The organism is Sphingopyxis sp. SCN 67-31 (assembly GCF_001725095.1).
Genome location: NZ_MEFH01000098.1, coordinates 1 through 23831 on the forward strand (window position 1 = coordinate 1; position 23831 = coordinate 23831).

General features: G+C 69.7%; 16 protein-coding genes and 2 pseudogenes. 10 read left to right on the forward strand and 8 right to left on the reverse strand.

Annotation, left to right across the window (positions count from 1 at the left end; translation table 11 throughout):
- Positions 1-188 precede the first annotated feature (188 nt).
- The 3 genes and pseudogenes from ABS88_RS19085 to ABS88_RS19095 form a co-directional block, all read right to left on the reverse strand.
- Positions 189-962, reverse strand: coding sequence for an SDR family NAD(P)-dependent oxidoreductase (locus tag ABS88_RS19085; protein WP_104959834.1), 774 nt, complete (start codon positions 960-962; stop codon positions 189-191).
- Positions 963-1070: 108 nt separating this feature from the next.
- Positions 1071-2555 (reverse strand): annotated as a pseudogene (locus tag ABS88_RS19090) (AMP nucleosidase); the annotation flags it as partial.
- Positions 2556-2628: 73 nt separating this feature from the next.
- Positions 2629-3108, reverse strand: a complete 480-nt coding sequence (locus tag ABS88_RS19095) for a peroxiredoxin (RefSeq protein ID WP_067109558.1) — start codon at positions 3106-3108, stop codon at positions 2629-2631.
- Positions 3109-3393: 285 nt separating this feature from the next.
- Between ABS88_RS19095 and ABS88_RS19100 the strand changes: the two genes are divergently transcribed.
- Positions 3394-3957 (forward strand): YqgE/AlgH family protein, encoded by a 564-nt coding sequence (locus ABS88_RS19100; RefSeq protein WP_076076657.1) that lies wholly within the window; start codon positions 3394-3396, stop codon positions 3955-3957.
- Positions 3958-3961: 4 nt separating this feature from the next.
- Here the strand turns inward: ABS88_RS19100 and ABS88_RS19105 are convergent, their stop codons facing one another.
- On the reverse strand, positions 3962-4360 hold the full coding sequence (locus ABS88_RS19105) for a hypothetical protein (protein WP_076076656.1): 399 nt from the start codon (positions 4358-4360) through the stop codon (positions 3962-3964).
- A gap of 483 nt (positions 4361-4843) precedes the next feature.
- Here ABS88_RS19105 and ahcY point away from each other — a divergent pair, with 483 nt between their 5' ends.
- From ahcY to trxA, 9 genes and pseudogenes are all read left to right on the forward strand, one after another.
- Positions 4844-6253, forward strand: a complete 1410-nt coding sequence (gene ahcY / locus ABS88_RS19110; protein WP_076076654.1) for an adenosylhomocysteinase — start codon at positions 4844-4846, stop codon at positions 6251-6253.
- A gap of 637 nt (positions 6254-6890) precedes the next feature.
- The gene (locus ABS88_RS19115) at positions 6891-9254 is read left to right on the forward strand and encodes a sensor histidine kinase (protein WP_286750303.1); all 2364 of its coding nucleotides are present in this window, start codon (positions 6891-6893) and stop codon (positions 9252-9254) included.
- A gap of 345 nt (positions 9255-9599) precedes the next feature.
- The gene (gene tsaE, locus ABS88_RS19120; protein WP_076076650.1) at positions 9600-10049 is read left to right on the forward strand and encodes a tRNA (adenosine(37)-N6)-threonylcarbamoyltransferase complex ATPase subunit type 1 TsaE; all 450 of its coding nucleotides are present in this window, start codon (positions 9600-9602) and stop codon (positions 10047-10049) included.
- Positions 10046-11035 carry an aminoglycoside phosphotransferase family protein gene (locus ABS88_RS19125; protein WP_104960368.1) on the forward strand — a complete coding sequence of 330 codons (990 nt, stop codon included), beginning with the start codon at positions 10046-10048 and terminating at the stop codon, positions 11033-11035. The genes tsaE and ABS88_RS19125 overlap by 4 nt, the downstream gene beginning before the upstream one ends.
- The gene (locus tag ABS88_RS19130; RefSeq protein WP_286750304.1) at positions 11032-11751 is read left to right on the forward strand and encodes a nucleotidyltransferase family protein; all 720 of its coding nucleotides are present in this window, start codon (positions 11032-11034) and stop codon (positions 11749-11751) included. The genes ABS88_RS19125 and ABS88_RS19130 overlap by 4 nt, the downstream gene beginning before the upstream one ends.
- Positions 11752-11885: 134 nt before the next feature.
- Positions 11886-13951, forward strand: a 2066-nt coding sequence (gene addB, locus ABS88_RS19135; protein WP_353745114.1) for a double-strand break repair protein AddB, incomplete at its 3' end; no start/stop codon positions are given.
- 1 nt (position 13952) lies between these two features.
- A pseudogene (locus tag ABS88_RS19140) lies at positions 13953-14831 on the forward strand (PD-(D/E)XK nuclease family protein); the annotation flags it as partial.
- On the forward strand, positions 14831-18289 hold the full coding sequence (gene addA, locus ABS88_RS19145) for a double-strand break repair helicase AddA (RefSeq protein ID WP_104959831.1): 3459 nt from the start codon (positions 14831-14833) through the stop codon (positions 18287-18289). The pseudogene ABS88_RS19140 and the gene addA, both read left to right, overlap by 1 nt.
- Positions 18290-18352: 63 nt before the next feature.
- On the forward strand, positions 18353-18673 hold the full coding sequence (gene trxA / locus ABS88_RS19150) for a thioredoxin TrxA (protein WP_067112728.1): 321 nt from the start codon (positions 18353-18355) through the stop codon (positions 18671-18673).
- 172 nt (positions 18674-18845) lie between these two features.
- Here the strand turns inward: trxA and argJ are convergent, their stop codons facing one another.
- The 4 genes from argJ to ABS88_RS19170 form a co-directional block, all read right to left on the reverse strand.
- Positions 18846-20072, reverse strand: a complete 1227-nt coding sequence (gene argJ, locus ABS88_RS19155) for a bifunctional glutamate N-acetyltransferase/amino-acid acetyltransferase ArgJ (protein ID WP_076076640.1) — start codon at positions 20070-20072, stop codon at positions 18846-18848.
- A 294-nt stretch (positions 20073-20366) separates the two neighbouring features.
- The gene (locus tag ABS88_RS19160; protein ID WP_076076637.1) at positions 20367-21803 is read right to left on the reverse strand and encodes an aldehyde dehydrogenase family protein; all 1437 of its coding nucleotides are present in this window, start codon (positions 21801-21803) and stop codon (positions 20367-20369) included.
- Between the two features lie 95 nt (positions 21804-21898).
- The gene (locus ABS88_RS19165) at positions 21899-23209 is read right to left on the reverse strand and encodes a M20/M25/M40 family metallo-hydrolase (RefSeq protein WP_076076634.1); all 1311 of its coding nucleotides are present in this window, start codon (positions 23207-23209) and stop codon (positions 21899-21901) included.
- Positions 23210-23292: 83 nt separating this feature from the next.
- Positions 23293-23811 carry a hypothetical protein gene (locus ABS88_RS19170; protein WP_076076632.1) on the reverse strand — a complete coding sequence of 173 codons (519 nt, stop codon included), beginning with the start codon at positions 23809-23811 and terminating at the stop codon, positions 23293-23295.
- Positions 23812-23831: the final 20 nt, after the last annotated feature.

Genomic DNA, 23831 nt, shown 5'->3' on the forward strand with positions numbered 1-23831 from the left:
CCCTTCGACTGCCTTGCAGGCGCTCAGGACAGGCTTCGACAAGCTCAGAGCCTGCCCCCGCGAAAGCGGGGGGCAAACGGTTCAGATTTAATGCTCGATTCTCTAATTGAATCAAAACCGGCACTCTAGATTCTTGTTTTACCGTGTTTTCCGAGTCGTCAGGTGATTCCACCTGACTTGAAAACACTTTAGGCGTTGCGTGCCGTCAGGCCGCCGTCGACGGGGATCACCGCGCCGGTGATGTAGCTCGCGGCGGGCAGGACGAGGCTCAGCGTCACATGCGCGACCTCCTCGGGCTCGCCGTAGCGGCGCAGCGCGGTGCGGCGCTTCGCGAAGACCGCCTTGTCGGCTTCGGGCACCGCGTCGGTCATGCCGGTGCGGATCGGGCCGGGGCAGATGCAGTTGACGGTGATCCCCTCCTTGCCCAGATCGACCGCGAGGCCGCGCGTCAGGCCGGTGACGCCGGTCTTTGCGGCGACATAGGGCGTGTCGCCGGGCGTCGCGCCGAGCCCCTCGGTCGAGGCGATGTTGACGATGCGCGCCGCGTCGCTCCGGCGCAGCCACGGCAGCGCCGCGCGCACCATGCGCTGGTGCGCGGTCAGCATCACCGTAATCGCGCGGTGCCAGATCGCCTCGTAATCGTCGGCGTCGAGCGGGCAGAAGCTCGACACCCCGGCGTTGTTGATCAGGATGTCGATGCCGCCGAAGGTCGCCGCGACCTGTGCGACGGTGCGCCCGATCGCCTCGCCGTCCGACACGTCGAGGGCAAAGGCGCGGGCGTTGTCGCCGGCTTCGGCCGCGACCGCTTCGCACGCCGCGAGGTCGAGATCGGTCACCGCGACCTTCGCGCCTTCGCTCGCGAGCAGCAGCGCGGTGGCGCGGCCCATGCCGCTGGCCGCCCCGGTGACGATGGCGACGCGGCCGACGACCGAGCGCGACAGGTTGGGGGCTGGGTTCGTCATGGGCCGTCCTTCTCGAGTGCGCGCCTTTAACCTGACCCACCTTTCCGTTCGTGTCGAGCGAAGTCGAGACACCCATCGGTACGGCGCCACATTGATGGGTGTCTCGACTCGGAACGGCGGTTCGTTGAATGCGCGCAGCTTGCGGCTGTGGAGTCGCGGGCCTTCGTCGCGCAGCATCTCGCAGGTGCGGATGCCGATCTGCAGATGCGCGGCGATCGCCTCCTCGTAGAAACGGTTCGCCTGTCCGGGCAGCTTCAGTTCGCCGTGCAGCGGCTTGTCGCTGACGCAGAGCAGCGTGCCGTAGGGAACGCGGAAACGGTAACCCTGTGCCGCGATGGTGGCGCTTTCCATGTCGATGCCGATCGCGCGCGATTGCGAGAAGCGCAGCGCCGAGTCGGTGAAGCGCAATTCCCAGTTGCGGTCGTCGGTGGTGACGACGGTGCCGGTGCGCATCCGCTTCTTGAGGTCGGCGCCGCTCGTTCCCGACACCGCCTCCGCCGCGCCGGCGAGCGCCTGCTGCACCTCGGCGATGGGCGGGATCGGGATTTCGGGCGGCAGCACCGAATCGAGGATATGGTCGTCGCGCAGATAGGCGTGGGCGAGCACATAGTCGCCGATGCGCTGGCTGGGGCGCAGCCCGCCGCAATGGCCGATCATCATCCACGCCTCCGGCCGCAGCACCGCGAGGTGATCGCAGATCGTCTTGGCGTTCGACGGGCCGACCCCGATGTTGACGAGGGTGATGCCGCTGCCGTCGGGCGCGATCAGGTGATAGGCGGGCATCTGGTGCCGCCGCCATGCGCTGTCGGCGACGAGCGCGCTCGCATCGACGCCCGCCCGGTCGACATAGAGGCCGCCGGCGCCTGCGAGCGCCGTGTAGCGATCCCGCCCCACCTGCGCGCCCGCCCAGGCGACGAACTCGTCGACATAGCGATGATAGTTGGTGAACAGGATATAGCGCTGGAAATGCTCGGGCGCGGTGCCGGTGTAGTGGCGCAGCCGCGCGAGGCTGAAATCGGTGCGCAGCGCATCGAACAGCGCGAGCGGCAGCGACGCCGCGGGGTCGGCGCCGAACAGCCCGTCGGCCAGCTCGTCGCCGATGTCGGCGAGGTCGGTGGTCGGGAAATGGCGCGCGAGTTCGAGCGGGGTGACGCCGCCCATGTCGGACCCGTCGCTCGCGTCGAGCACGTAGGGGAAGGGGATCTGCTGCCCGGTGCGCGTCACCTCCAGCGTCATGTCGTAATGACGCACCAGCAGGCTGAGCTGTTCGCGCAGATAGGCTTCGAACAGGTCGGGGCGGGTGACGGTGGTGACGAATTCGCCCGCGCGCTCGAAATGACCGAAGGCCAGATTATGCCCGCCCTGGCCGTCGCGGAACTCGCCATTGGTGACGAGGCGCAGCGCCGGATAGTCGAACAGGCCGGTCGCGGCGGCGTCCGCCGGGGGCAGGGTGCCGTCGTGCACATAGGCGGCGATCGCCGATTTGAGCGCGACGACCGCGTCGCGGAATTTCGTCTTCAGTTCGGCGATGATCGTTTCGACGAGCGCGTCGGTATCGGCGATGTCGGGAGAAAGCGATGAAGGCGATGTCATCGCGGCGCTCTTGCACGAAATCGGGGCAAAAGGGAAGGGGGCGGGCCTGCCGTCGGCGCCCGCCCCGCCCCGATCAAAGCTGCTCGAGCATATGGTCGGCGCTCGACACCTTGAATTCGCCGGGGGCCTCGACGTTGAGCTGTTCGACGACGCCGTCGTTGACGATCATCGAGAAGCGCTGGCCGCGCTTGCCGAGGCCGAAGGCGGTGCCGTCCATCGTCAGCCCGACCGCTTCGGCGAAATCGCCGTTGCCGTCGGCGAGCATCGTCACCTGATCGGCGCCGGCATTCTTGCTCCACGCGCCGAGCACGAAGGCGTCGTTGACCGCGGTGCAGGCGATCTCGTCGATGCCCTTCGCCTTCAGTTCGTCGGCCTTGTCGACATAGCCCGGCAGGTGCTTCGCCGAACAGGTCGGCGTGAAGGCGCCGGGAACCGAGAAGAGCGCGACCTTGCGGCCCTTGAAATAATCGGCGGCGTTCACCTGTTCGGGGCCGTTCTCGGTCACCTTCACCAGCTTGGCGTCGGGCAGCTTGTCTCCGGTCTGGATCGTCATGTCGGCATCCTTTCATCGAGGGGATTGGAATGGCGGTGACATCGGATTGTGACGGGCGCGAGTCAAGCGGGACGGGGTCGCGGGTCATTTTGAATATGATGCGTCCACCCGATCTCCCTTCCCGCAAGCGGGTGGGGGCGGGGGGTGACGGTGCGTCTGCCCACCCCGCTGCGGCTAGGCAGCAAGCTGCCAAGCCTCGCTGCCCCTCCCGCTTGCGGGAGGGGGGAGAGCGAGATTGCGGCAAAGGCGCTGGACCCGGGCGGCGCGCGCGTCCATGGTGCGGCGATGGAATCCACCCCTGCCTGGTTCACCGGCCAGTTGCTGCTCGCCCTGCCGGGGATCGGCGATCCGCGCTTCGAGCAGGCGGTGATCGCGATGATCAGCCACGATGCGGAGGGCGCGATGGGGATCGGGGTTGCCGATCCGATCGACGGCATGACCGTCGGCGCGGTGCTCGATCAGCTCGACATCGCGCACGACGATCCGCTGGAGCAGCCGGTGTTCCTGGGCGGGCCGGTCGAGCCGTCGCGCGGCTTCGTCCTCCACAGCCGCGACTGGGGCGGCGAGGGCGCGGTGCAGGTCGCCGACCGCTGGATGTTGTCGAGCTCGCACGACATATTGCGCGCGATCGGCGAAGGACGCGGCCCGACGCGATGGCTGGTCGCGCTCGGCTATGCCGGCTGGTCGCCGGGTCAGCTGGAGGACGAGATGGTGCGCCACGGCTGGCATGTCACGCCGGGCAGCGACGCGCTGCTGTTCGAAACCCCTCCTGCCCGGCGCTGGCAGGCCGCGTTCGCGGAAGCCGGCGTCGACGCCCGCCTGCTCACCACCGAGGGCGGCGAAGCCTGACCGATCAGCGCGCGAGCGCGAGCAGCGGCTGGCCGCCGCCGAGGCGCGCCAGCGCGGTGCGGGCCGCCCAGCGCGAATCCATATAGCGGCCGTCGGCGAGTTCGAGGTCGTAGCGGATCGGGCTGGCCGCCGCCGCTTCATAGGCCGCCGCCGCATCGGCGGTCCGGCCGAGCCGGGCATAAGCGGTGCCGAGATTGATCAGCCGCGACGGGTCGCGCGCGTCGAGCGCGGCATTGCCGGTCAGCTTCGTCACCGCGGCCGTATTCTCGCCGGCCCGAAGCTCGGCATAGGCGACCGGCAGCACCGTCGAATCGGCCTGCGGCGCGGTGACGACGACGATCGATTGCGCCGCGGCGGGGCTCGCGAAAGCGACAGCGAGCAGCGGCAGCATGATTTTCTTCATTTCCTATCTCCCCGAAACTTTGGCCGATTTTCCATCGCAATCGGGAAAAAGTCAATATTTCCAAGCAGTTGTAACAATATTGTCACAATAGGCGATTACGCTCATCGCATGGCGCATTATAAGTCAGGATTATCAATATCCTGACGATGCCTGACTGCGACCGCGCGCTGCCATGCGCAGCTGTCACATATCGGACGAGGCGAAAATTTTTTCGTGTGCGTTCCGGATGGAATGCGATTCGCACGGGCGTTCCGCATCAAGCCCGATCGCCGCGCGGCTTCACGGTTCGCGGGTGGCGATCCGGTCGACGTCATGCGACGGCCTCGGTTCGACGCTGTGGTTCAACAATGTGGCTCAACAGTGTTTGGGGCGCGATATAAAGAAAAGTTTATATTTGAACGCCGAGCCGCTTTCGGCTAGGGCGCCGCGCATCATCGCCGGTCGCGTGCGCGCGGCCGTGCCGCCTGACAGGAGACATGAATCGTGGCCACTCTTGCCGCCGAAACCCGTGACTATGTGATCGCCGACATCGGCCTTGCCGACTTCGGCCGCAAGGAGATCGCGATCGCCGAAACCGAAATGCCGGGCCTGATGGCGCTGCGCGAGGAATATGGCGCCGCGCAGCCGCTGAAGGGCGCGCGCATCACCGGGTCGCTGCACATGACGATCCAGACCGCGGTGCTGATCGAAACGCTGATCGCGCTGGGGGCCGAGGTGCGCTGGGCGACCTGCAACATCTTCTCGACCCAGGACCATGCCGCCGCCGCGATCGCCGCGGGCGGCACACCGGTGTTCGCGGTGAAGGGCGAAAGCCTTGCCGACTATTGGGACTATGTCGGGCGCATCTTCGACTGGGGCGACGACCAGACCGCCAACATGATCCTCGACGACGGCGGCGACGCCACCATGTTCGCGCTGTGGGGCGTGCGGGTCGAGGCGGGCGAGGCGCTGTTCGAGCCCACCAATGCCGAGGAAGTCGAATTCGTCCGCGCGCTCAAGGCGTTCCTCGCCGCCAAGCCCGGTTATCTGACCAAGAGCGTCCGCAACATCAAGGGCGTGTCCGAAGAGACGACCACGGGCGTCCACCGCCTCTACCAGATCGCCAAGGAGGGCAAGCTGCCCTTCCCCGCGATCAACGTCAACGACAGCGTCACCAAGTCGAAGTTCGACAATCTCTATGGCTGCAAGGAATCGCTGGTTGACGCGATCCGCCGCGCCACCGACGTGATGCTGGCGGGCAAGGTTGCGTGCGTCGCGGGCTTCGGCGACGTCGGCAAGGGCTCGGCGGCGAGCCTGCGCAACGGCGGCGCGCGCGTGCTCGTCACCGAAGTCGACCCGATCTGCGCGCTGCAGGCGGCGATGGAGGGCTATGAGGTGGTGACGATGGACGAGGCGGTGACCCGCGCCGACATCTTCTGCACCGCGACCGGCAACGCCGACGTCATCACCGCCGAGCATATGGCGGCGATGAAGCCGATGGCGATCGTGTGCAACATCGGTCATTTCGACAGCGAGATCCAGATCGCGGCGCTCGCCAACTACGACTGGACCGAGGTCAAGCCGGGCACCGACCTGGTCAAATTCCCCGACGGCAAGGAGATCATCATCCTTGCCAAGGGCCGGCTGGTCAATCTCGGCTGCGCGACGGGCCACCCGTCGTTCGTCATGTCGTCGAGCTTCACCAACCAGACGCTCGCGCAGATCGAACTGTTCACCAAGGCGGGCGAGTATCAGAACGACGTCTATGTCCTGCCCAAGCATCTCGACGAGAAGGTCGCGGCGCTGCACCTCGAAAAGCTGGGCGTGAAGCTGTCGAAGCTGACGCAGAAGCAGGCCGACTATATCGGCGTGCCGGTCGAGGGGCCGTTCAAGCCCGACCATTACCGCTATTGACGCTTCCGGCTTCGGCGCGGACGATTTCGCGCCGGGACCGCGGCGATCGCGGAGAAAGGAAGAGGGCGGCCTGGTCGCCCTCTTTTTCGTTCGGTTCGCCGAAAACCCGTGTCCGCGGCCGGTCGAAAATTTTCTTCGTCATTGCGAGCGGAGCGAAGCAATCCAGGGCGGTTTACCCGGACTCTGGATTGCTTCGCTCCGCTCGCAATGACGATTCAAGGCCGTGTCATCAGGCTTAGAGCATCGTGCGTTAAACCTGCATCATCCTTTCTGCCGTTCGGGCTGAGCTTGTCGAAGCACCGTCCTTCTTCTTGCGTCTCGAAAGAAAGAACAGCCCCCTTCGACTGCCTTGCAGGCGCTCAGGACAGGCTTCGACAGGCTCAGGGCAAACGGTTCAGATTTAGCGCACGATGCGCTAAGCCATCGAGCCCTATATCCGACCTGTCGTTGCGTTCGTGTCGACCAAGTCGAGACACCCATCGAACTTCCACCACGCTCGGCTTTTCCACAGCCGCGCGCCCATCGGAAGGCGGGGCGCGGCAACCGGCGCCGACATGCGATTGAAACATCCCCGCATCGCCGGTAGGGCATCGGTCATGCGCGCGGAACGGCCGGACATGCGAGGATGCGAAACGGGATGAGCGATCCGCTTTCCCCGGCATCGCTGTTCGCGCTCGGCCTGTTCGCCGCCCTGTGGCTGATCGCCGGACTGTGGGCGGTCGGACGCGGCATCGCGATGCAGCGGCGCTCGGCCTTCGTCGCCGGGCAGACCGAGCGGCTGGCGAGCCTGGTCGAGGCGTCGCCGCAGCTTCCCGTCATCGTCCGCGCCGACTGGCGGATCGAGGCGGGCGAGCGGCTCGGGCGCTGGCTCGGGCTCGACGGCGGTCCGCGCAATTTCGACGAACTGCGCGGGCTCGATGCCGGGCTCGACGCCGCGGGGCACGAAGCGCTGCGGCAGGCGATCCTCGGCGCGCAGCGCGGCGCCAAGCCTTTCACGCTGAACCTGACGCCGCGGGGCGGCAGCCGCACCATCGTCTTTCAGGGCATGGCGGCGCCGCCGGCGGTCGGCGGACCGGGCAGCGTGCTGCTGTGGCTGAGCGATGCGACCGATGGTCAGCAGGCGCTCGTCCGCGCGCGCGCCGAGCGCGACGAGGCGATGGCGGCGTTCGAAGCGCTGTCGGGGCTGATCGAGGCGGCGCCCTTCCCGATGTGGTTCCGCGAGACCGACATGCGGCTCGCGCTGGTCAACGCCGCCTATGTCCGCGCGGTCGAGGCGAAGAGCGCCGCGGCGGTGATCGACGAGGGCACCGAGCTGTGCGAGCCCGTCGCCGGGGTCAGCGCGACCGACGCCGCAGAGGCGGCGCGCGCCGCCGGGTCGGCGCAGCAGCGGACCGTGCCGGTGACGATCGAGGGCGAGCGGCGGATCATGCGCGTCGTCGACGTGCCGCTGGCGCCCGAGGGCGGGCGGGTGATCGGCATCGCCGGCTATGCCATCGACATTCAGGAACTGGAGAGCGAGCGCGGCGCGCACCGGCGCTTCGTCGATACCCAGCGCGAACTGCTCGACCGGCTGTCGGCGGCGGTCGCGCAGTTCGGCCCCGATCAGGAACTGGTCTTCGCCAACCTGCCGTTCCGCCGCCTCTTCGCGATCGGCGCCGACGAGGTGGCCGAGGCGCGCTCGTTCGCGCGGTTGCTCGATGCGTGGCGCGACGCCGGGCGGACGCCCGAGGTGCGCGACTATCCGCAGTGGCGGCAGGCGCATGTCGACTGGTTCGCGCGTGCCGAGGCGGGCGAGGAGGAATGGCTGCTGCGCGACGGCACCCACCTGCACGTCGTCGCCCAGCCGACCCCCGACGGCGGCCTGCTGCTGATCGCCGAGGACCGCACCGAGCAGGTGCAGCTCGCCTCGACGCGCGACACGCTGCAGCGCGTGCGCACCGCGACCTTCGACAATCTGTTCGAGGCGGTCGCGGTCTTCGCCCCCGACGGGCGGCTCCACCTGTGGAACCAGCGCTTCCGCCGGCTGTGGAGCGTCGACGAGCCGACGCTGGCCGCGCATCCGCGCGTCGACCAGCTGATGAACGGGCTGGCCGACCGGCTCGCCAAGCCCAACCAGATCAGCATCGTGCAGGAGGTAATCCGCGCCGCGACGCTCGAACGCCAGCAGCGCGTCGGGCAGATCCGCTTCCGCGACGGGCGTCATTTCGATTTCGCGGCGATCCCGCTGCCCGACGGCAACGCGCTGCTGATCATGCTCGACGTCACCGACAGCCGCAAGATCGAGGGCGCGCTGCGCGAGCGCAACGAGGCGCTGGAGGCGGCGGACAAGGTCAAGACCGCCTTCCTGTCGCGGATGAGTTACGAGCTGCGGACGCCGCTGACCTCGATCGGCGGCTTCGCCGAAATGTTGCAGGCGGGCTATGCGGGCAAGCTCGGCGAGCAGCAGCAGGCCTATGTCGATGCGATCATCGATTCGGTCGGCGTGCTGTCGCGCCAGATCGACAATGTGCTCGACCTCGCGCAGGGGGAGGCGGGGACGCTGGCGATCGAGCGCGCGCCGGTCGATGTCCGCGTGCTGCTCGACGCCGCGCTCGGCGACGCCGGGGCGCTCGCGGGGGACGAGAAGGTCGAGCTGGTCGGCCAGCTTGCCGATGGGCTCGGCCGGATCGACGGCGACGCGCCGCGGCTGTCGCGCCTGTTCGCCGGGCTGCTCGACAATGCGATCCGCTATACCGCGCCCGCGCGGCGCGGCGACGGCCGGGTGCTCCTGCACGCCGACGGCGATGCGCGGGGGGTGGAGATCGTCGTGTCCGACAATGGGCCGGGGCTTCCCGAAGCGGTCGCGGCGGTGACGCGCGGCGAGCAGGCGGGAACCCAGAGCGGTGGCATCGGCATAGCGCTCGCGCGCCAGCTCGTCGCTGCGCACGGCGGGACGATGGAGGTGCTGAGCGAGAAGGGGCAGGGAACGCTGGTGCGCATCCACCTGCCGCGGGGCGCGTGACGTGCGATCGAGCGCGGTGACCGAGCCCTGTCGTTCTTCCGCGGCGAAAAAGGATTCGCGCAGAGGCGCGGAGATCGCAGTGATTTTTGTTCACGCGGAGACGCGGAGACGCGGAGATGTCGTGATTGCCGCGAAGCGGCTTTCTCTATTCGACCTCGCGTCCGGCCGTGCCGTATGGGATGAGAGTGGGCCTGTCGGCCCGAACCTCCATCTCCGCGTCTCCGCGTCTCTGCGTGAATCCTCACAACCTTCTCTGCGATCTCCGCGCCTCTGCGCGAATGATCTCCCGGTTCGCCGGAGCAGGCGATGCTGTCGCCCGCAACCTCCGCAAAGGCGACGGTAATCATGCAAACGCGCCACCCCTACGCGCTCGAAGACGCCGGCCGCATCGGCGCCGCGATCGGCGCGGTGCTGGTGCCCGGCGACGTCGTTCTGCTGTCGGGCGATCTCGGCGCGGGCAAGACGACGCTGGCGCGCGCGATGCTCAAGGCGCGCGGGCTGGCGGGCGAGGCGCCGAGCCCGACCTTCGCGATCGTTCAGCCCTATGCGCCGCCCGAGGTCGATCTGCCCATCGCCCATGTCGATCTTTATCGCATCGAGCGGGCGGACGAACTGATCGAGCTGGGGCTCGACGATTACCGGCATGACGGCGCGCTGCTGATCGAATGGCCCGAGCGGCTGGGGCCGGAGGGCTGGCCCGATGCGCTGGCGCTGACGATTTCGGGCAGCGGCGACGCGCGCGTCTTGACAGCGCAGGTGCCGGCGGCTTGGGAAGCGCGATGGCCGCTTCGATGATTCCGCCCGCCGATGCCCCGGCGTTCCTTGCCGCGCACGGTTGGGGCGACGCGCAGATCCTGCCGCTGGCGGGCGACGCCTCCTTCCGCCGCTATTTCCGGGTCGTCGGCGACGGCCGGCAGGCGGTGCTGATGGACGCCCCACCGCCGCACGAGGACCCGCGCCCCTTCGTCGCGGTGGCCGAATGGCTGTGCGCGCAGGGGCTGACCGCGCCCGCGATCCTCGCGCGCGATCTGGAGCGGGGGCTGCTGCTGATCGAGGATTTCGGCGACGTCCGCCTGCGCGAGACGCTCGACGAAAGGCCGGAGGCCGAGGCCGGCTATTATGCGGGGGTGGTCGACCTGCTCGCGCGGCTCCACGCGCGCCCGGCGATGCCGGAACTGCCGGTGCACGGGCTCGACCAATGGCTCGACGAGGTGATGCTCTTTCCCGACTGGTACGCCCCGGCGCTGGGGCTGGAGGTCGATCGCGATGCGTTCCGCGCCGCGTGGGAGGCGGCGCTGGCGCCGGTCGCCGCCGACGGGATCGCGCGCGTCACGGTGCTGCGCGATTTCCATGCCGAGAATATCATGCTGCTCGGCGGGCGAGAGGGCATCGCCCATTTCGGCCTGCTCGACTTTCAGGACGCGCTCGTCGGCCATCCCGCCTACGACCTCGCCTCGGTGCTGGAGGATGCGCGGCGCGACGTGACCCCGGCGGTGGAGGCCGCGATGCTCGACCGCTATGTCGCCGCGACGGCGCGCGACGACCGCTTCCGTGCCGCCTATTGGGCGCTGGCCGCGCAGCGCAACACGCGCATCCTCGGCGTCTTCGTGCGGCTGTGGAAGCGCGACGGAAAGCCGGGATACCGCCGGTTCCAGCCGCGCATGTGGGGCTTGCTCGAACGCGACCTGACGCATCCCGCGCTCGCGCCGGTGAAGGCGTGGTTCGATGCCCATGTTCCCGCCGGGAAACGGGCGGAGGCCTGGAAGGTGACGGAAGCATGAGCGCGACGATCGAAAGCGCGATGGTGATGGCGGCGGGGATCGGCAAGCGGATGCGGCCGCTGACCGCGACGCGGCCCAAGCCGCTGGTGCGCGTCGCGGGCAAGCCGCTGATCGATCACAGCCTCGACCGGATCGAGGCGGCGGGCATCGGCCATGTCGTGGTCAACGTCCATTATCTGCCCGACGCGCTCGAGGCGCATCTCGCGGCGCAGCGGCGGCCGTTCGACATCGCCATCTCCGACGAGCGCGACCGGCTGCTCGAAACCGGCGGCGGGATGGTCAAGGCGCTGCCGCTGCTGAAGGGCGATCCGATGCTGATCGTCAACAGCGACAATATCTGGACCGACGGGCCGCAGAACAGCATCCGCAGCCTGGCGCATCACTGGGACGGCGCCGCGATGGACGCGCTGCTGCTGGTGGTCGAGCATGCCAGCGCGCGCGGGCATGGCGGGCAGGGCGATTTTCACATGGACGCGGCGGGGCGGCTGTCGCGGCGCAGGCCGGGCCGCGTCGCGCCCTTCGTCTTCACCGGCATCCAACTCGTGTCGCGCCGTTTTCTGGACGACGCGCCGGAGGGGGCGTTCTCGACCAACATATTGTGGGACCGTGCCATCGCGGCGGGCCGCCTCTACGGCCTCGCGCACATGGGACAATGGTTCGATGTCGGCACCCCGGCGGCGATCGCGCCGACCGAGGCGGCGCTGGGCGGGGTTTGACGGATAGAGCGCCATCCCAATTGGCCGTTCGTGCTGAGCTTGTCGAAGCACCGTCCTTCCTTCAACGTAGAAAAGAACGGCCCTTCGACAAGCTCAGGGCGAACGGATAAAGGAAGTTACGAATTTCCGTGACCGTGCTTCGTCCCGCCATCTTCTCCATCCCGATCCATCGGGCTTTCGCCGACGCGCTGGCGGCGGGGCTGATCGCGCGCTTCGCCGACGGGGCGCTCGGCCTTGCCGAAGGATTGATCCTGCTGCCGAGCAATCGCGCGAAGAGCGCGGTGCAGGCGGCGTTCGTGCGTGCGGGCGGGGCGGGGCTGCTGATGCCGCGGCTCGCGGTGATCGGCGACGCCGACCTCGACGAGAGCGTCGCGCTGGCGCTCGATGCGATCGACGAGGCCGAACCGCTGCCGCCCGCCATCGACCCGCTGCGTCGACGCCTGCTGCTCGCCGAACTGATCGAACGGTACACGCCGGAGGGCGAAGCGGCGATTACGGGCGCCGCCGCCTTCCAGCTTGCCGACGGGCTGGCGCGCGTGATCGACCAGCTCCATTATGAGGAGCGGACGGTGTCGGCGCTCGTCGATCTCGACTTGGGGGCCTTCGCCGGCCATTGGCAGGCATCGCTCGCGCGGTTGCGGCTGCTCGTCGACCATTGGCCGGGCGTGCTCGCCGCCACCGGCAGCATCGACCGCGCCGAGCGTCGCAACCAATTGCTCGACCGCGTGCGCGAAGGCTGGCGCAAGGCGCCGCCGGCGCGCTTCGTGGTCGCGGCGGGGATCACCACCGCGGCGCCCGCCGTCGCTCGGCTGCTGCGCACCGTCGCCGGAATGGAGCGCGGCATGGTGGTGCTGCCCGGGCTCGACCCGGTCATGGCGGCAGAGGAATGGGACGCGCTCGGGCCGACGCGATCCGATGCCGACGATCCGGCGCGCCCGCTCGAAACGCATCCGCAATATCATCTCAAGCTGCTGCTCGACCGCATGGGCGCGAGCCGCGACGAGGTTCAGGCGTGGGATGCGGTGTCCGATTTCGACGGGCCGGAGGCGCGCACGCCCTTCGTTTCGTTGCTCTTCGCGCCCGCCGCCTATAGCGCGCAGTGGCAGGCGGCGGGCGACCTGTCGGCGGCGACCGCCGGCCTGTCGGGCGCCGTCTTCGCCGACGCCGGGCAGGAGGCGCAGGGGATCGCGCTGCTGATGCGCGAGGCGATCGAGACCCCCGGGCGCACCGCGGCGCTGGTGACCCCCGATCGCGCGCTGGCCGAACGGGTCGCGGCGGCGCTGACGCGCTGGGGCATCGCGGTCGACGACAGCGCGGGCCAGCCGCTCGCGCAGACGCCGCCTGGCGCCCTGTTGCTGCTGCTCGCCGGGCTGGCGGCCGATTTCGATCCGGTCGCGCTGGTGTCGCTGCTCGGCCATCCGCTCGTGCGCAAGGGAGAAGAGCGCGCTGCGTGGCTCGACCAGGTGCGGCGGCTCGACCTGCTGCTGCGCGAGCCGGGGCTGACGCCGGGCTGGGCGGGTGTGACGGCGCGCATCGTGGCGCGTGCGGCGGACCCGAAGGCGCGCGGGCACGCATTGGCGGCGGCGCTCGGGCCATGGTGGGACGAGCTGTCGGAGGCGCTCGGCGCGACGCTGGCGCCCTTCGCCGCCGGGCCGACGCCGCCCGCGACGCTGCTCGGCGCCTTGCAGGCGGGGCTCGAGCGGCTGACCGGCGACGCGGTGTGGGCCGGACCGGCGGGGCGGATGCTCGCCGAACTGTTCGACGCGTGGGCGCTCGCGCGCGGCGCGGGCCCGGAGCGCGTCGATCCGGCCGATTTTCCCGCGATGCTCGGCCAGCTGTTGGCGCAGGCGAGCGTGCGGCCCCCCTATGGCGGGCACCCGCGGCTGTTCATCTGGGGCCTGCTCGAAGCGCGGCTGCAGCGCGCCGACCTGATGATCCTCGGCGGGCTCGACGAGGGCCGCTGGCCCGCCGCGACGCAGCCCGACCCGTGGCTCGCGCCCGGCATCCGCCGCCTGCTGGGCCTGCCGGCGCCCGAGCGGCAGCAGGGGCTGGCGGCGCATGATTTCGCCGGGGCGCTCGGCGCGCGCGAGATCGTCGTGACGCGCGCGCAGCGCAGCGGCGGCGACCCGGTGGTCGCGTCGCGATTCTGGCTGCGGCTATCGGCGCTGGCGGGCGACCTGACCGAGCCCGCCCCCGGCGGNGCCGAACTCGATGCGCCGCCGGGCGAGCCGCGGCCGACGCCGCGGCCGCGCCCCGCGCCCCCCGCCGCCGACCGGCCGCGCCGGATCAGCGTCACCGCGCTCGACCGGCTCGCGCGCGATCCCTTCGCTTATTATGCGAACCAGATGCTCGGCCTGTCGCCGCTCGACCCGCTCAGCGCCGCGCCCGATCCACGCTGGCGCGGCACGCGCATCCACCAGTTGTTCGAGGACTGGGTGCGCGGCGGCGCGACGCGCGAGGGGTTCGAGGCCGAAATCGCCGCGCTGCGCACCGACCCGGCGCTCGACGCCATCGCGCGCGCCTTCTGGCTGCCGCGCATCGAGCCCGCGCTGCGCTGGGCGGCTCAGCAGGTCTGGAGCGCCGAGGGGCGCCGGCCGCTCGCGGTCGAGGCGCGCGGTGAGTTGACCGCCGACGGCATCACGCTTCACGGCAAGGCCGACCGGATCGACCGCAACGAGGACGGCAGCCTCGCCATCGTCGATTACAAGTCGGGGGGCGCGCCGAGCGCCAAGGCGGCGCACGACAGGCTTGACAACCAGCTCGGCCTGCTCGGCCTGATCGCGCGCGCGGGCGAGATGGAGAGAATCGCCGCTGCGCCCGTCGCGAGCCTCGAATATTGGAGCCTGCGCCCCGACCGCCGCGCGGGCGGCGCCGGGAAGATATCCCGCACCTATGGACCGCGCGGCGGGCTCAAGAGCGCCGAAGAGGCGATCGACCACGCCGCCGGGGCGCTCGTCGATCTCGCCGGCCGCTATCTGCTCGGCGACGCGCCGTTCGCGCCGGGCGAGGTCGCGGGCCCCGGCGATTACGACCAGCTCATGCGCCGCGACGAATGGTTCGGGCGCGGGGAGGGCGAGTGATGGCGAAGCCCGCTGGCCTCGCGACGCTCGATCCGCGGCAGGGCGCCGCCGCCGATCCCGCGCACCATGTCTGGCTCGGCGCGTCGGCGGGCACCGGCAAGACGCAGGTGCTTTCGGCGCGCGTGCTGCGGCTGATGCTGGGCGGCGTATCGCCCGAAGCGATCCTGTGCATCACCTTCACCAAGGCGGGCGCGGCCGAGATGGCGCACCGCATCCACGAACGCCTCGCGGCGTGGGTGCGGATGGACGAGGGCGACCTGCGGCTCGACCTGCACGCGCTGGGGCTCGACTGGCAGCGGCCGGGGCTGATGACGCGCGCGCGGTCGCTGTTCGCGACGGTGATCGACAGCCCCGGCGGCGCGATCCGCGTCCAGACGATCCACAGTTTCTGCCAGACGCTGCTCGCCAGCTTTCCGCTGGAGGCGCGGCTGCTCCCCGGTTTCCGCGCCATCGAGGAGGATGAGGCCGGAGCCCTGCAGCGCGAGGTGCTGAGCGACCTGCTGAGCGCGCAAGGCGGGGAAGATGGCGCTGACCTCAGCGACGCGGCGGCGATGCTGTCGCGGCGGCTCGGTCCCGAATCGGCGCTGTCGTTCCTGTCGAGCTGCGCGGCGGCGTTCGGCGGGCCGCGCGCGCTGCTGCCGCCGTCGGCGCGCGACCTGCGCGACGCTTTCGACCTGCCGGTGGGCGACCCCGATGCGTGGCTCACCGATCAACTGGCGGCGGGGGCGATCGCCGATGCCGACATCCGCGCGGTGGCGACGAGCGGCGCGGCGTGGGGTACCCGAACCGGAGAGGCCTGTTCGGACAAGATGGTCGGCTGGCTGATGGCCGATCCCGGCGCGCGCGCGGCGATGCTCGACGACCTCATCGGCTGCTTCCTGACCGGCAAGGGCGATCTGCGCGCGGATTTCGCGGGCGATAAGGGCCGGATGACCGATTGCGTCGATTCGGCGGTGCGGATCGTCGAGGCGGCGGCAGGTCTGCGGGGCACCGCGACCGCGATGCGCGTCGCCGACGAGCTGGCGGCGGCATGGAAGCTCGGGAGCCGGTTTGCCGAGGGCTATGCGCTGGCGAAGCGGACACGCGGGCTCGCCGATTTCGACGACCTCATCACCCTCGCGGGCAGCCTGCTGCGCGTCAGCAGCTTCGGCGAATGGGTGCGCTTCAAGCTCGACCAGCGCACCGACCATATCCTCGTCGACGAGGCGCAGGACACCAACATGCGCCAGTGGGGCATCGTCCTGTCGCTCGCCGAGGAGTTTTTCGCGGTCCATCGCGACGATATGGAACGCGCGCGCACCCTGTTCACCGTCGGCGACCGCAAGCAGGCGATCTTCGGCTTTCAGGGCACCGAACCGAAAGCCTTCGCGACCGCGCGCGACCTGTTCCATGCGCTGGGCGATCGGGCGGGGCAGGCGTTCCGCCAGGTCGATCTCGTCTCCAACTATCGCTCGACCCCGGCGGTGCTCGAAGTCGTCGATACGTGGCTCGCGGCGGGCGGCACCGCGGCGATGGGGCTGGACGGCGACGAACCGCCGCACCGCCCCTTCCGTTCGAACCAGGCGGGGCAGGTCGAGCTTTGGGCACCGCTGCCGGTAGGCAAGGCGCTCGATACGGAAGCCGACGGTGCGGGCGAGGCGGGCGACGAAGGCGCCGGGGGCGATAGTGGCGCGCCCGCCTCCGACCCCGCGAGCATGCGGCTCGCGCGCGCGATCGCCGACGAGGTTCGCGACTGGATCGCGAACGGCAAGGATGGCCGCCCGGTCGCGCCCGGCGACGTGATGATCCTCGTCCGCCGCCGCCGCGACCTCGCGGCGCGGATCGTCGCGCGCCTGCAGGCGCTGCACGTCCCGGTCGCGGGCGTCGACCGCTTCGCGCTGACCCAGCCGCTTGCGGTGCAGGACCTGATGGCGGCGATGCGCTTTGCGGTGCAGCCGCTCGATGACCTCAACCTCGCGGCGCTGCTTGTCTCGCCGCTGATCGGCTGGACGCAGGACGAGCTTTATGCGCGCACCCGCGGACGCGGGCGCGCCGCGATCTGGGAGCATCTGCGCAGGACCGAGGGCGACCTGCCCGCCGCGACGATGGAGGCGCTGCGCCACCTGCTGGCGATGGCCGATTACACCACGCCCTTCCGCTTCCTCGAAACCTTGCTGTCGGGGCCCATCGACGGGCGGCGCAGACTCTATGCGCGGCTGGGGCGCGAGGCGCGCGACCCGATCGACGAACTGCTGAGCCAGGCGCTCGCCTTCGAGGCGCGCGAGACGGTGTCGCTGCTCGGCTTTCTCGCCAGCGTCGAGGGCAGCGCCGCCGAGATCAAGCGCCAGACCGAGGCGCGCAGCGACGTGGTGCGCGTGATGACGGTGCACGGGTCGAAGGGGTTGCAGGCGCCGATCGTCATCCTGGCCGACGCGACCGACGACGCTGGGATCGGGCACCGGCCCTTCACCGTCGACGTCGCGGCGTGGGAGAAACTGCCCGTCTTCGCGCTGCCCGGCGACGAACGCCACGGCGCGCTCGCCGACGCCTATGAGGCAGCGGCGCGCGCGGCGACCGAGGAGCATTGGCGGCTTTTCTATGTCGCGATGACGCGGGCCGAGGAGATACTGGTCGTCGCGGGGGTGACGAAAACGCCCGACCGGTCGGTCCCCGCGGCGAGCTGGCACGCCGCGGCGCAGGGCGCGCTCGAGGCGATGGGCTGCGATTGGGAAGAGGCGGGGCCACAGTGGGGCCGCCGCCGGGTCCACCGCGTCCACGCCGGCCGATGGGCGCGCCGCGAGCGCGAGGCGAAGGCCGCGCCGCCGCCGTTCGTATTGCCCGCCTGGGCGCACCGGCCGGCGCCGGAAGAGGCGCGGCCGCCGCGGCCGCTCGCTCCGTCGGCGCTCGGCGAGGACGAAGTGGCGACGCCGCCGCAAGGCGGTGCGCGCGCCGCGGCGGTCGAGCGCGGGCTGCTGCTCCACGCGCTGTTCGAGCGCCTGCCGTCGGTCGCGTCCGACCGCCGCCGCGCCGCCGCGCTACGCTGGCTCGCGGCGCAGGCGCCGGCGCTGTTCGAGCGCGATCGCGCGGCGATGGCGGACGAGGTGCTCGCGGTGCTGGGCGATCCGGCGCACGCGGCGCTGTTCGGCCCCGGCAGCCTCGCGGAGGTGCCGCTGTCGGCGGTGGTCGACGGCACGGTGGTGGCGGGGATCGTCGACCGGCTGCTCGTCACCGACGCGCGCATCCTCGTCATCGACTACAAGACCGGGCGGCGAGTGCCCGAAAGCGCGGCAGACGTCGCGCCCGCCTATCTGCGCCAGATGGCCGCCTATCGCGAAGCGCTGAGGGTGATCTTCCCGGGGCGGGCGGTGGACGCGGCGCTGCTTTATACCGCGGGGCCGACGCTGATCGGGCTCGACGCTGCGGTGCTGGCGCCGCACAAGCCGGGCTTGGCGGCAACCAAGGCGAATTTGCCGGATTGACCCCTTGAGCCGAACGCGCGCGCGCCCTAGCTTGGCATCAAACATATATTCAGGAGTTTCCCCATGGGTACCAAGGCGATCACCGACGCAAGCTTCCAGGCCGATGTCCTCGACAGCGACACCCCCGTCCTCGTCGATTTCTGGGCCGAATGGTGCGGTCCGTGCAAGATGATCGGCCCGGCGCTCGAAGAAATTTCGGACGAACTCGCGGGCAAGGTGGTGATCGCCAAACTCAACATCGACGACCATCCCGACGCCCCCGCGCGCTATGGCGTGCGCGGCATCCCGACGATGATCCTGTTCAAGAATGGCGCGATCGCCGAAACCAAGGTCGGCGCCGCGCCCAAGAGCGCGCTCAAGGGTTGGCTCGAAGGGGCGCTGTAACTCTGCATTCCCCTAATTCCGTTTGTGCTAAGCTTGTCGAAGCACCGTTCTTCCTTCAGCGACGCCCGAAAGAAAGAACGGCCCCCTTCGACTGCCTTGCAGGCGCTCAGGACAGGCTTCGACAAGCTCAGGGCGAACGGATTTTCGATGATCCCGATTATTGCAAAACTGATCAGCTTCGATAGTCGGCGTTGATGCTGATGTAGCCGTGGGTCAGGTCGCACGTCCACACGGTCGCGCGGCCTTCGCCGAGGCCAAGGTCGGCGCCGATGCGGACGGCCTGCCCTTTCAGATGTGCCGCGACCGGCGCCTCGTCATAGCCCTCGACCGGCAGGCCGTCCTTCGCGACCCAATGGTCGCCGAAGCGGATCGCCAGCCGATCGCGGTCGGCGGGTTCGCCGGCCTTGCCCACTGCCATCACGACGCGGCCCCAATTGGCGTCCTCGCCCGCGACTGCGGTCTTGACCAGCGGCGAATTGGCGATCGACAGCGCGACGCGCTTCGCGCTTTCGTCGCCGGTCGCGCCGGTCACCTGCACCTCGATGAATTTCGACGCGCCCTCGCCGTCGCGCACCACCTGCTGCGCAAGGTCGAGCGCCACCTGCCGGATCGCGGCATGCAGCGCGTCGGCGCCGGCGTCGTCCCATGATTCGAGGCGCGTGTTGCCCGCCTGCCCGGTGGCGAACAGCAGGACCGTGTCGCTGGTCGAGGTGTCGCTGTCGACGGTGATGCAGTTGAACGTTCCGCCCGTCGCCTCGCTCAGCATTTCCTGTAACAGCGCCGGCGCGACCGCGGCGTCGGTGAAGATGTAACCGAGCATCGTCGCCATGTCGGGGGCGATCATCCCCGATCCCTTGACGATCCCCGCGACGTGGACGGTGCGGCCGCCGACGACGGCGCTCGCCGCGGCGCCCTTGGCGAAGGTGTCGGTGGTGCCGATCGTTTCGGCAGCGGCTTCCCACGAACAGGGATCGGCGGTCAGCGCCGCCGCAATGCCCGCACGCGCCTTGTCCTTGGGCAGCGGCACGCCGATCACGCCGGTCGAACTGACGAACACCTCGTCGTCCTTGCAGCCGAGATGCTCCGCGACCTGCGTCCTGATCTGCTCGACCGCCTCGCGCCCGCGATAGCCGGTGAAGGCGTTGCTGTTGCCCGCGTTGACGATCAGCGCGCGCGCGGCGCCGTGCTTCACCTGCTCGCGGCCCAGTTCGACCTCCGACGAACAGCAGATGTTGCGCGTGAACACGCCCGCGACCGCGGTGCCGGGCGCCAGCTCGACATAGGTGAGGTCGCAGCGGTCCCATTCCTTGTAACGCGCACGCGCGACGCGGCGCGTCACCCCGGCGATGTCGGGCAGGGCGGGGAAGGCGGCGGGGGCGAGCGGGGAACGGGTGGTCATGGGGCGCGTGTAGCGGCTCTTCCCCCAACGCAAAACCCCTCCCGTTTACGGGAGGGGCAGCGAGACTTGGGCGCTTGCGCCCTAGACATCGATGACTTTGGATTGACCCCCTTCGTCATTGCGAGCGGAGCGAAGCAATCCAGAGCGGTTTGCGCACGCCCCTGGATTGCCGCGCGGCTTCGCCGCTCGCGGGTGACGAGTCCATTCGATGGCACCACGCCCTGGTCGCAGCGGGGTGGGCCAATGCGACGTCGCGGCCCACCCCCGACCCCTCCCGCAAGCGGGAGGGGAGACTTACGCCGGAATGCCGCTGATCGCCTTCATTTCCATGAAGTCCTTGAGGCCGAACAACCCGCCTTCGCGGCCGTTGCCCGACTGTTTGTAGCCGCCAAACGGAGCGCCCGGCGCGGGGCCCCAGTTGTTGACCGCGACCATGCCCGCGCGCAGCTTCGGCGCGACTTCGGCGGCCTTGGCGGGGTCGCCCGACACGACGGCGGACAGGCCGTATTCGGTGTCGTTGGCGATCTCGACCGCTTCGTCGAGGTTCGAATATTCCATGATCGTCGCGACGGGGCCGAACACTTCCTCCTTCGCGATCCGCATGTCGGGGGTGACGCCCGAGAAGACCGTCGGCTTGATGAAATAGCCGCGGTTGACGTTGCTCGGCAGGCCGGTGCCGCCGGTCTCCAGCGTCGCGCCTTCGTCGATCGCCGACTGGATCAGGCCCTGGATCTTGTCGAACTGCGCCTTGTTGACGACCGGACCGATGTGACCGCCCTCCTGGGTCGGATCGCCGACCTGCGTGCCGTCGAACATCGCCTTGATGACGCCGACCGCTTCCTCCTTGCGATCCTTGTGGACAAGGATGCGCGTCGGCGCGATGCAGCTCTGCCCGGTGTTGACGAGCACGCCCTGCACCGTCGGCGGCAGCACGGCGCCCAGGTCGGCGTCGGGCAGGACGAGGTTCGGCGACTTGCCGCCCAGTTCCTGATGGACGCGCTTGACCGTGTCGGCCGCCGCCTTGGCGACGAGGATGCCGGCGCGGGTCGATCCGGTGAAGCTCACCATCTCGATGCCGGGGTGTGAAGAGATTGCGTTGCCGACGGTCGGGCCGTCGCCCTGCACCAGATTGAACACGCCCGGCGGCACGCCCGCGGCGTCGAGGATTTCGGCGAAGATCACCGCGTTGCCGGGGCATTCCTCCGACGGCTTGAGGATCATCGTGTTGCCGGCGGCCAGCGCGGGCGCGACTTTCAGCGCGATCTGGTTGAGCGGCCAGTTCCACGGCGTGATCATGCCGACGACGCCGATCGGCTCATAGACGACCTTGTTCGCGCCATGCTGCTCGCTGAACTCGAACGTCTTGAGCGCCTCGATCGTGCCGAGGAAACCGCCGATGCCGGCACCGACCTGCGCGGTGCCCGCGAAGCTGACCGGCGCGCCCATTTCGGCGGCCATCGACCTGGCGAGGTCGGGGCCGCGCTTCTTATATTCCTCGACGATGCGGCCCATCAGCGCCAGCCGTTCCTCGCGCGTCGTCTGCGACCAGCTCTTGAAGGCCTCGCGCGCCGCGGCGACCGCGGCGTCGACGTCGGCGGCGGTGCCGAGCACGACGGTCGAAGCGGCTTCCTCGGTCGCGGGGTTGACGACGTCGTGCAGCCTGCCGCCCTTGCTGTCGACCCACTGGCCGCCGATGTACTGCTGTTTCAGGTGGGTTTCGGTATCGCTCATCGTCTGTCTCCCATCGGCGCGGAATTGCGTATCGGATTGCTACCTAATCACTGTGGACCATGAATCAAGCTGGGCCAACTGCGAAAGCTGGCGGGTCAGCGCTTTTCGGCCGCGAGGCGGGACATCAGGATGGCGGCGCGGGTCGCCTGCCGCGCGATGCTGGGCAGGTCGACCGCCTCGCCCGGCGCATGGTCGCCGGTCGACCAGGGGCCGAGGCCCGCGAGCCCGTCGACGTCGGCGGCGACGAAGCTGATGTCGCCTGCGCCGCGCTTCAGCGGATCGAGCGCCGCCATCTCGGGCAGGCCGAGGTCGCGGTTGACGCCGTTCAGCTTCACCAGCAGCGCCCTGTTGCCCTCGGTCGGCGCCATCGGCGGATAGCCGCCGGGATCGAAGCTCAGCGTCGCGCCGGTTTCCGGCGCGTGATCCGCCACGATCTGTGCCATCTTCGCCCGCACCCGCTGCGATTGCTCGATCGACAGCGTGCGCAGGTCGCCGCGGGCGATCGCGATCGGCGGAATGATGTTGGTCTTGCCCGTCGCGGCGCCGCGGATGCCGCCCGCGTCGAGGCTCGCGGTCTCGCCACCGGCGATCAGCCCGACGTTGAAGGTCAGGTTGGGTTCGGGCAGTTCGGTGCGAAAGCGCTGGATGATGCGCGTCAGCTCATAGATGGCGCCGTCGCCGACCCCGGCGCCGAAGATGCCCGAGCTGTGGCCCGTCCGGCCGGTCGCCGTGACCGTCCAGCTTTCCGACGAGCGCCGCGCGATCGACCCCATGTCGGCGCCGCCGTCGCGCACCAGCCCTTCGAAGTCGAGCGCGACGTCGCTGCGCTTGCCCGCTTCGATCAGGTCGGCGCGCGCCTTCTCGATCGGATCGCCCGCATCCTCCTCGTCGCCGGTCATGTGGATTTCGATGTTGGCGTCCTTCAGCGTCCCCGCCGCCTTCATCGCGCGCAGCGCGGCGAGGATGACGACCATTCCGCCCTTGTCGTCGCCCGCGCCCGGGCCTTCGCCCCGGTCGCCCTTGCGGGTGAAGGTCTGGAACGGCGAATCGGGTTCGAACACCGTGTCGAGATGCGCGATCAGCAACAGGCGCCTGGTGTCGGGGCGACCCTTGTGCACCGCGATCAGATGGCCCGCGCGACCGGTCTCGGGGGTCGGTTTCCACGTCACCTCGAACCCCAGCGGCTCGAGTTCGGCGCGCATCATCTGGCCGACCTTCTCGACCCCTGCGAGGTTGAGCGAGCCGCTGTTCTGATTCACCAGCCGTTCGAGCAGCGCGATCGAGCGGTCCTGCTCGGCCGCGACCGTCTTCGCCATCGCGCTTTCGGCCTTGCTGAGTTTCGCCTGCGCGGGCGGGACGAGCGCGAACTGGAGGGCGAGCAGGGCGACGAACGGCAGCGATTTCATGAGCGACTCCTTGCGAGGGGTCGCTCCTTGTGCCGACTCGGCGCTGGGGCGGCAAGTCGCCGCGGGGATTTTGCGCGCCGCGATCAGGCGGCGTCCTTCACCTCGTCGAAATCGTCGAGCTTCTTCAGCGCATCGCGCGCGATCGAACGGAGCTTCGCCGCATTCACCCGGAGGCCCTCGCTGTCCGAGCCCGACAGTTCGTCGATCGAAAAGGCGACGCGGGTGCGGTCGGGCGCCAGTTCGTCGAAGGTGAATTTGAGGCCGGTCGACAGCGCGCCGTCGTCGATGCTGTAGATCATGTGCGCCTCGCGCGGGATTTCCATCGCGACGGCGAATTTCACCTTATAGGCGTCGGGGCGCAGCTTGGGCGCGACCTGCGCCCACGCCGGGTCGCTCCTGTCGATCACCAGTTCGTAAAGGCGGGTCGAGCCGCCGTTGGTGACGAGCGGCAGGCCGGTGAAGGCGCCCTCGTCGCCGAACATCTTCGCGAACACCTCTTCGCGCGGCGCCGCGACGGTCCGGGTCTGGTTCGTCAGTTCGGCGACCTTGCCGCAGCTGGCGACTAGCAGCATCGTGACGACCAGCAGCAGGCGGCGAAGCATTGCGATATCCCCCCTCGGAC

What these genes read in the sequence shown, in the direction of transcription:
- ABS88_RS19170 (WP_076076632.1), bottom strand. Translation starts at nt 23,811, where the DNA reads ATGCTTCGCCGCCTGCTGCTGGTCGTCACGATGCTGCTAGTCGCCAGC.
- tsaE (WP_076076650.1), top strand. Translation starts at nt 9,600, where the DNA reads ATGCAAACGCGCCACCCCTACGCGCTCGAAGACGCCGGCCGCATCGGC.
- ABS88_RS19105 (WP_076076656.1), bottom strand. Translation starts at nt 4,360, where the DNA reads ATGAAGAAAATCATGCTGCCGCTGCTCGCTGTCGCTTTCGCGAGCCCC.
- ABS88_RS19085 (WP_104959834.1), bottom strand. Translation starts at nt 962, where the DNA reads ATGACGAACCCAGCCCCCAACCTGTCGCGCTCGGTCGTCGGCCGCGTC.
- ABS88_RS19165 (WP_076076634.1), bottom strand. Translation starts at nt 23,209, where the DNA reads ATGAAATCGCTGCCGTTCGTCGCCCTGCTCGCCCTCCAGTTCGCGCTC.
- ABS88_RS19130 (WP_286750304.1), top strand. Translation starts at nt 11,032, where the DNA reads ATGAGCGCGACGATCGAAAGCGCGATGGTGATGGCGGCGGGGATCGGC.
- argJ (WP_076076640.1), bottom strand. Translation starts at nt 20,072, where the DNA reads ATGACCACCCGTTCCCCGCTCGCCCCCGCCGCCTTCCCCGCCCTGCCC.
- ABS88_RS19095 (WP_067109558.1), bottom strand. Translation starts at nt 3,108, where the DNA reads ATGACGATCCAGACCGGAGACAAGCTGCCCGACGCCAAGCTGGTGAAG.
- ABS88_RS19115 (WP_286750303.1), top strand. Translation starts at nt 6,891, where the DNA reads ATGAGCGATCCGCTTTCCCCGGCATCGCTGTTCGCGCTCGGCCTGTTC.
- ABS88_RS19100 (WP_076076657.1), top strand. Translation starts at nt 3,394, where the DNA reads ATGGAATCCACCCCTGCCTGGTTCACCGGCCAGTTGCTGCTCGCCCTG.
- ABS88_RS19125 (WP_104960368.1), top strand. Translation starts at nt 10,046, where the DNA reads ATGATTCCGCCCGCCGATGCCCCGGCGTTCCTTGCCGCGCACGGTTGG.
- ABS88_RS19160 (WP_076076637.1), bottom strand. Translation starts at nt 21,803, where the DNA reads ATGAGCGATACCGAAACCCACCTGAAACAGCAGTACATCGGCGGCCAG.
- addA (WP_104959831.1), top strand. Translation starts at nt 14,831, where the DNA reads ATGGCGAAGCCCGCTGGCCTCGCGACGCTCGATCCGCGGCAGGGCGCC.
- trxA (WP_067112728.1), top strand. Translation starts at nt 18,353, where the DNA reads ATGGGTACCAAGGCGATCACCGACGCAAGCTTCCAGGCCGATGTCCTC.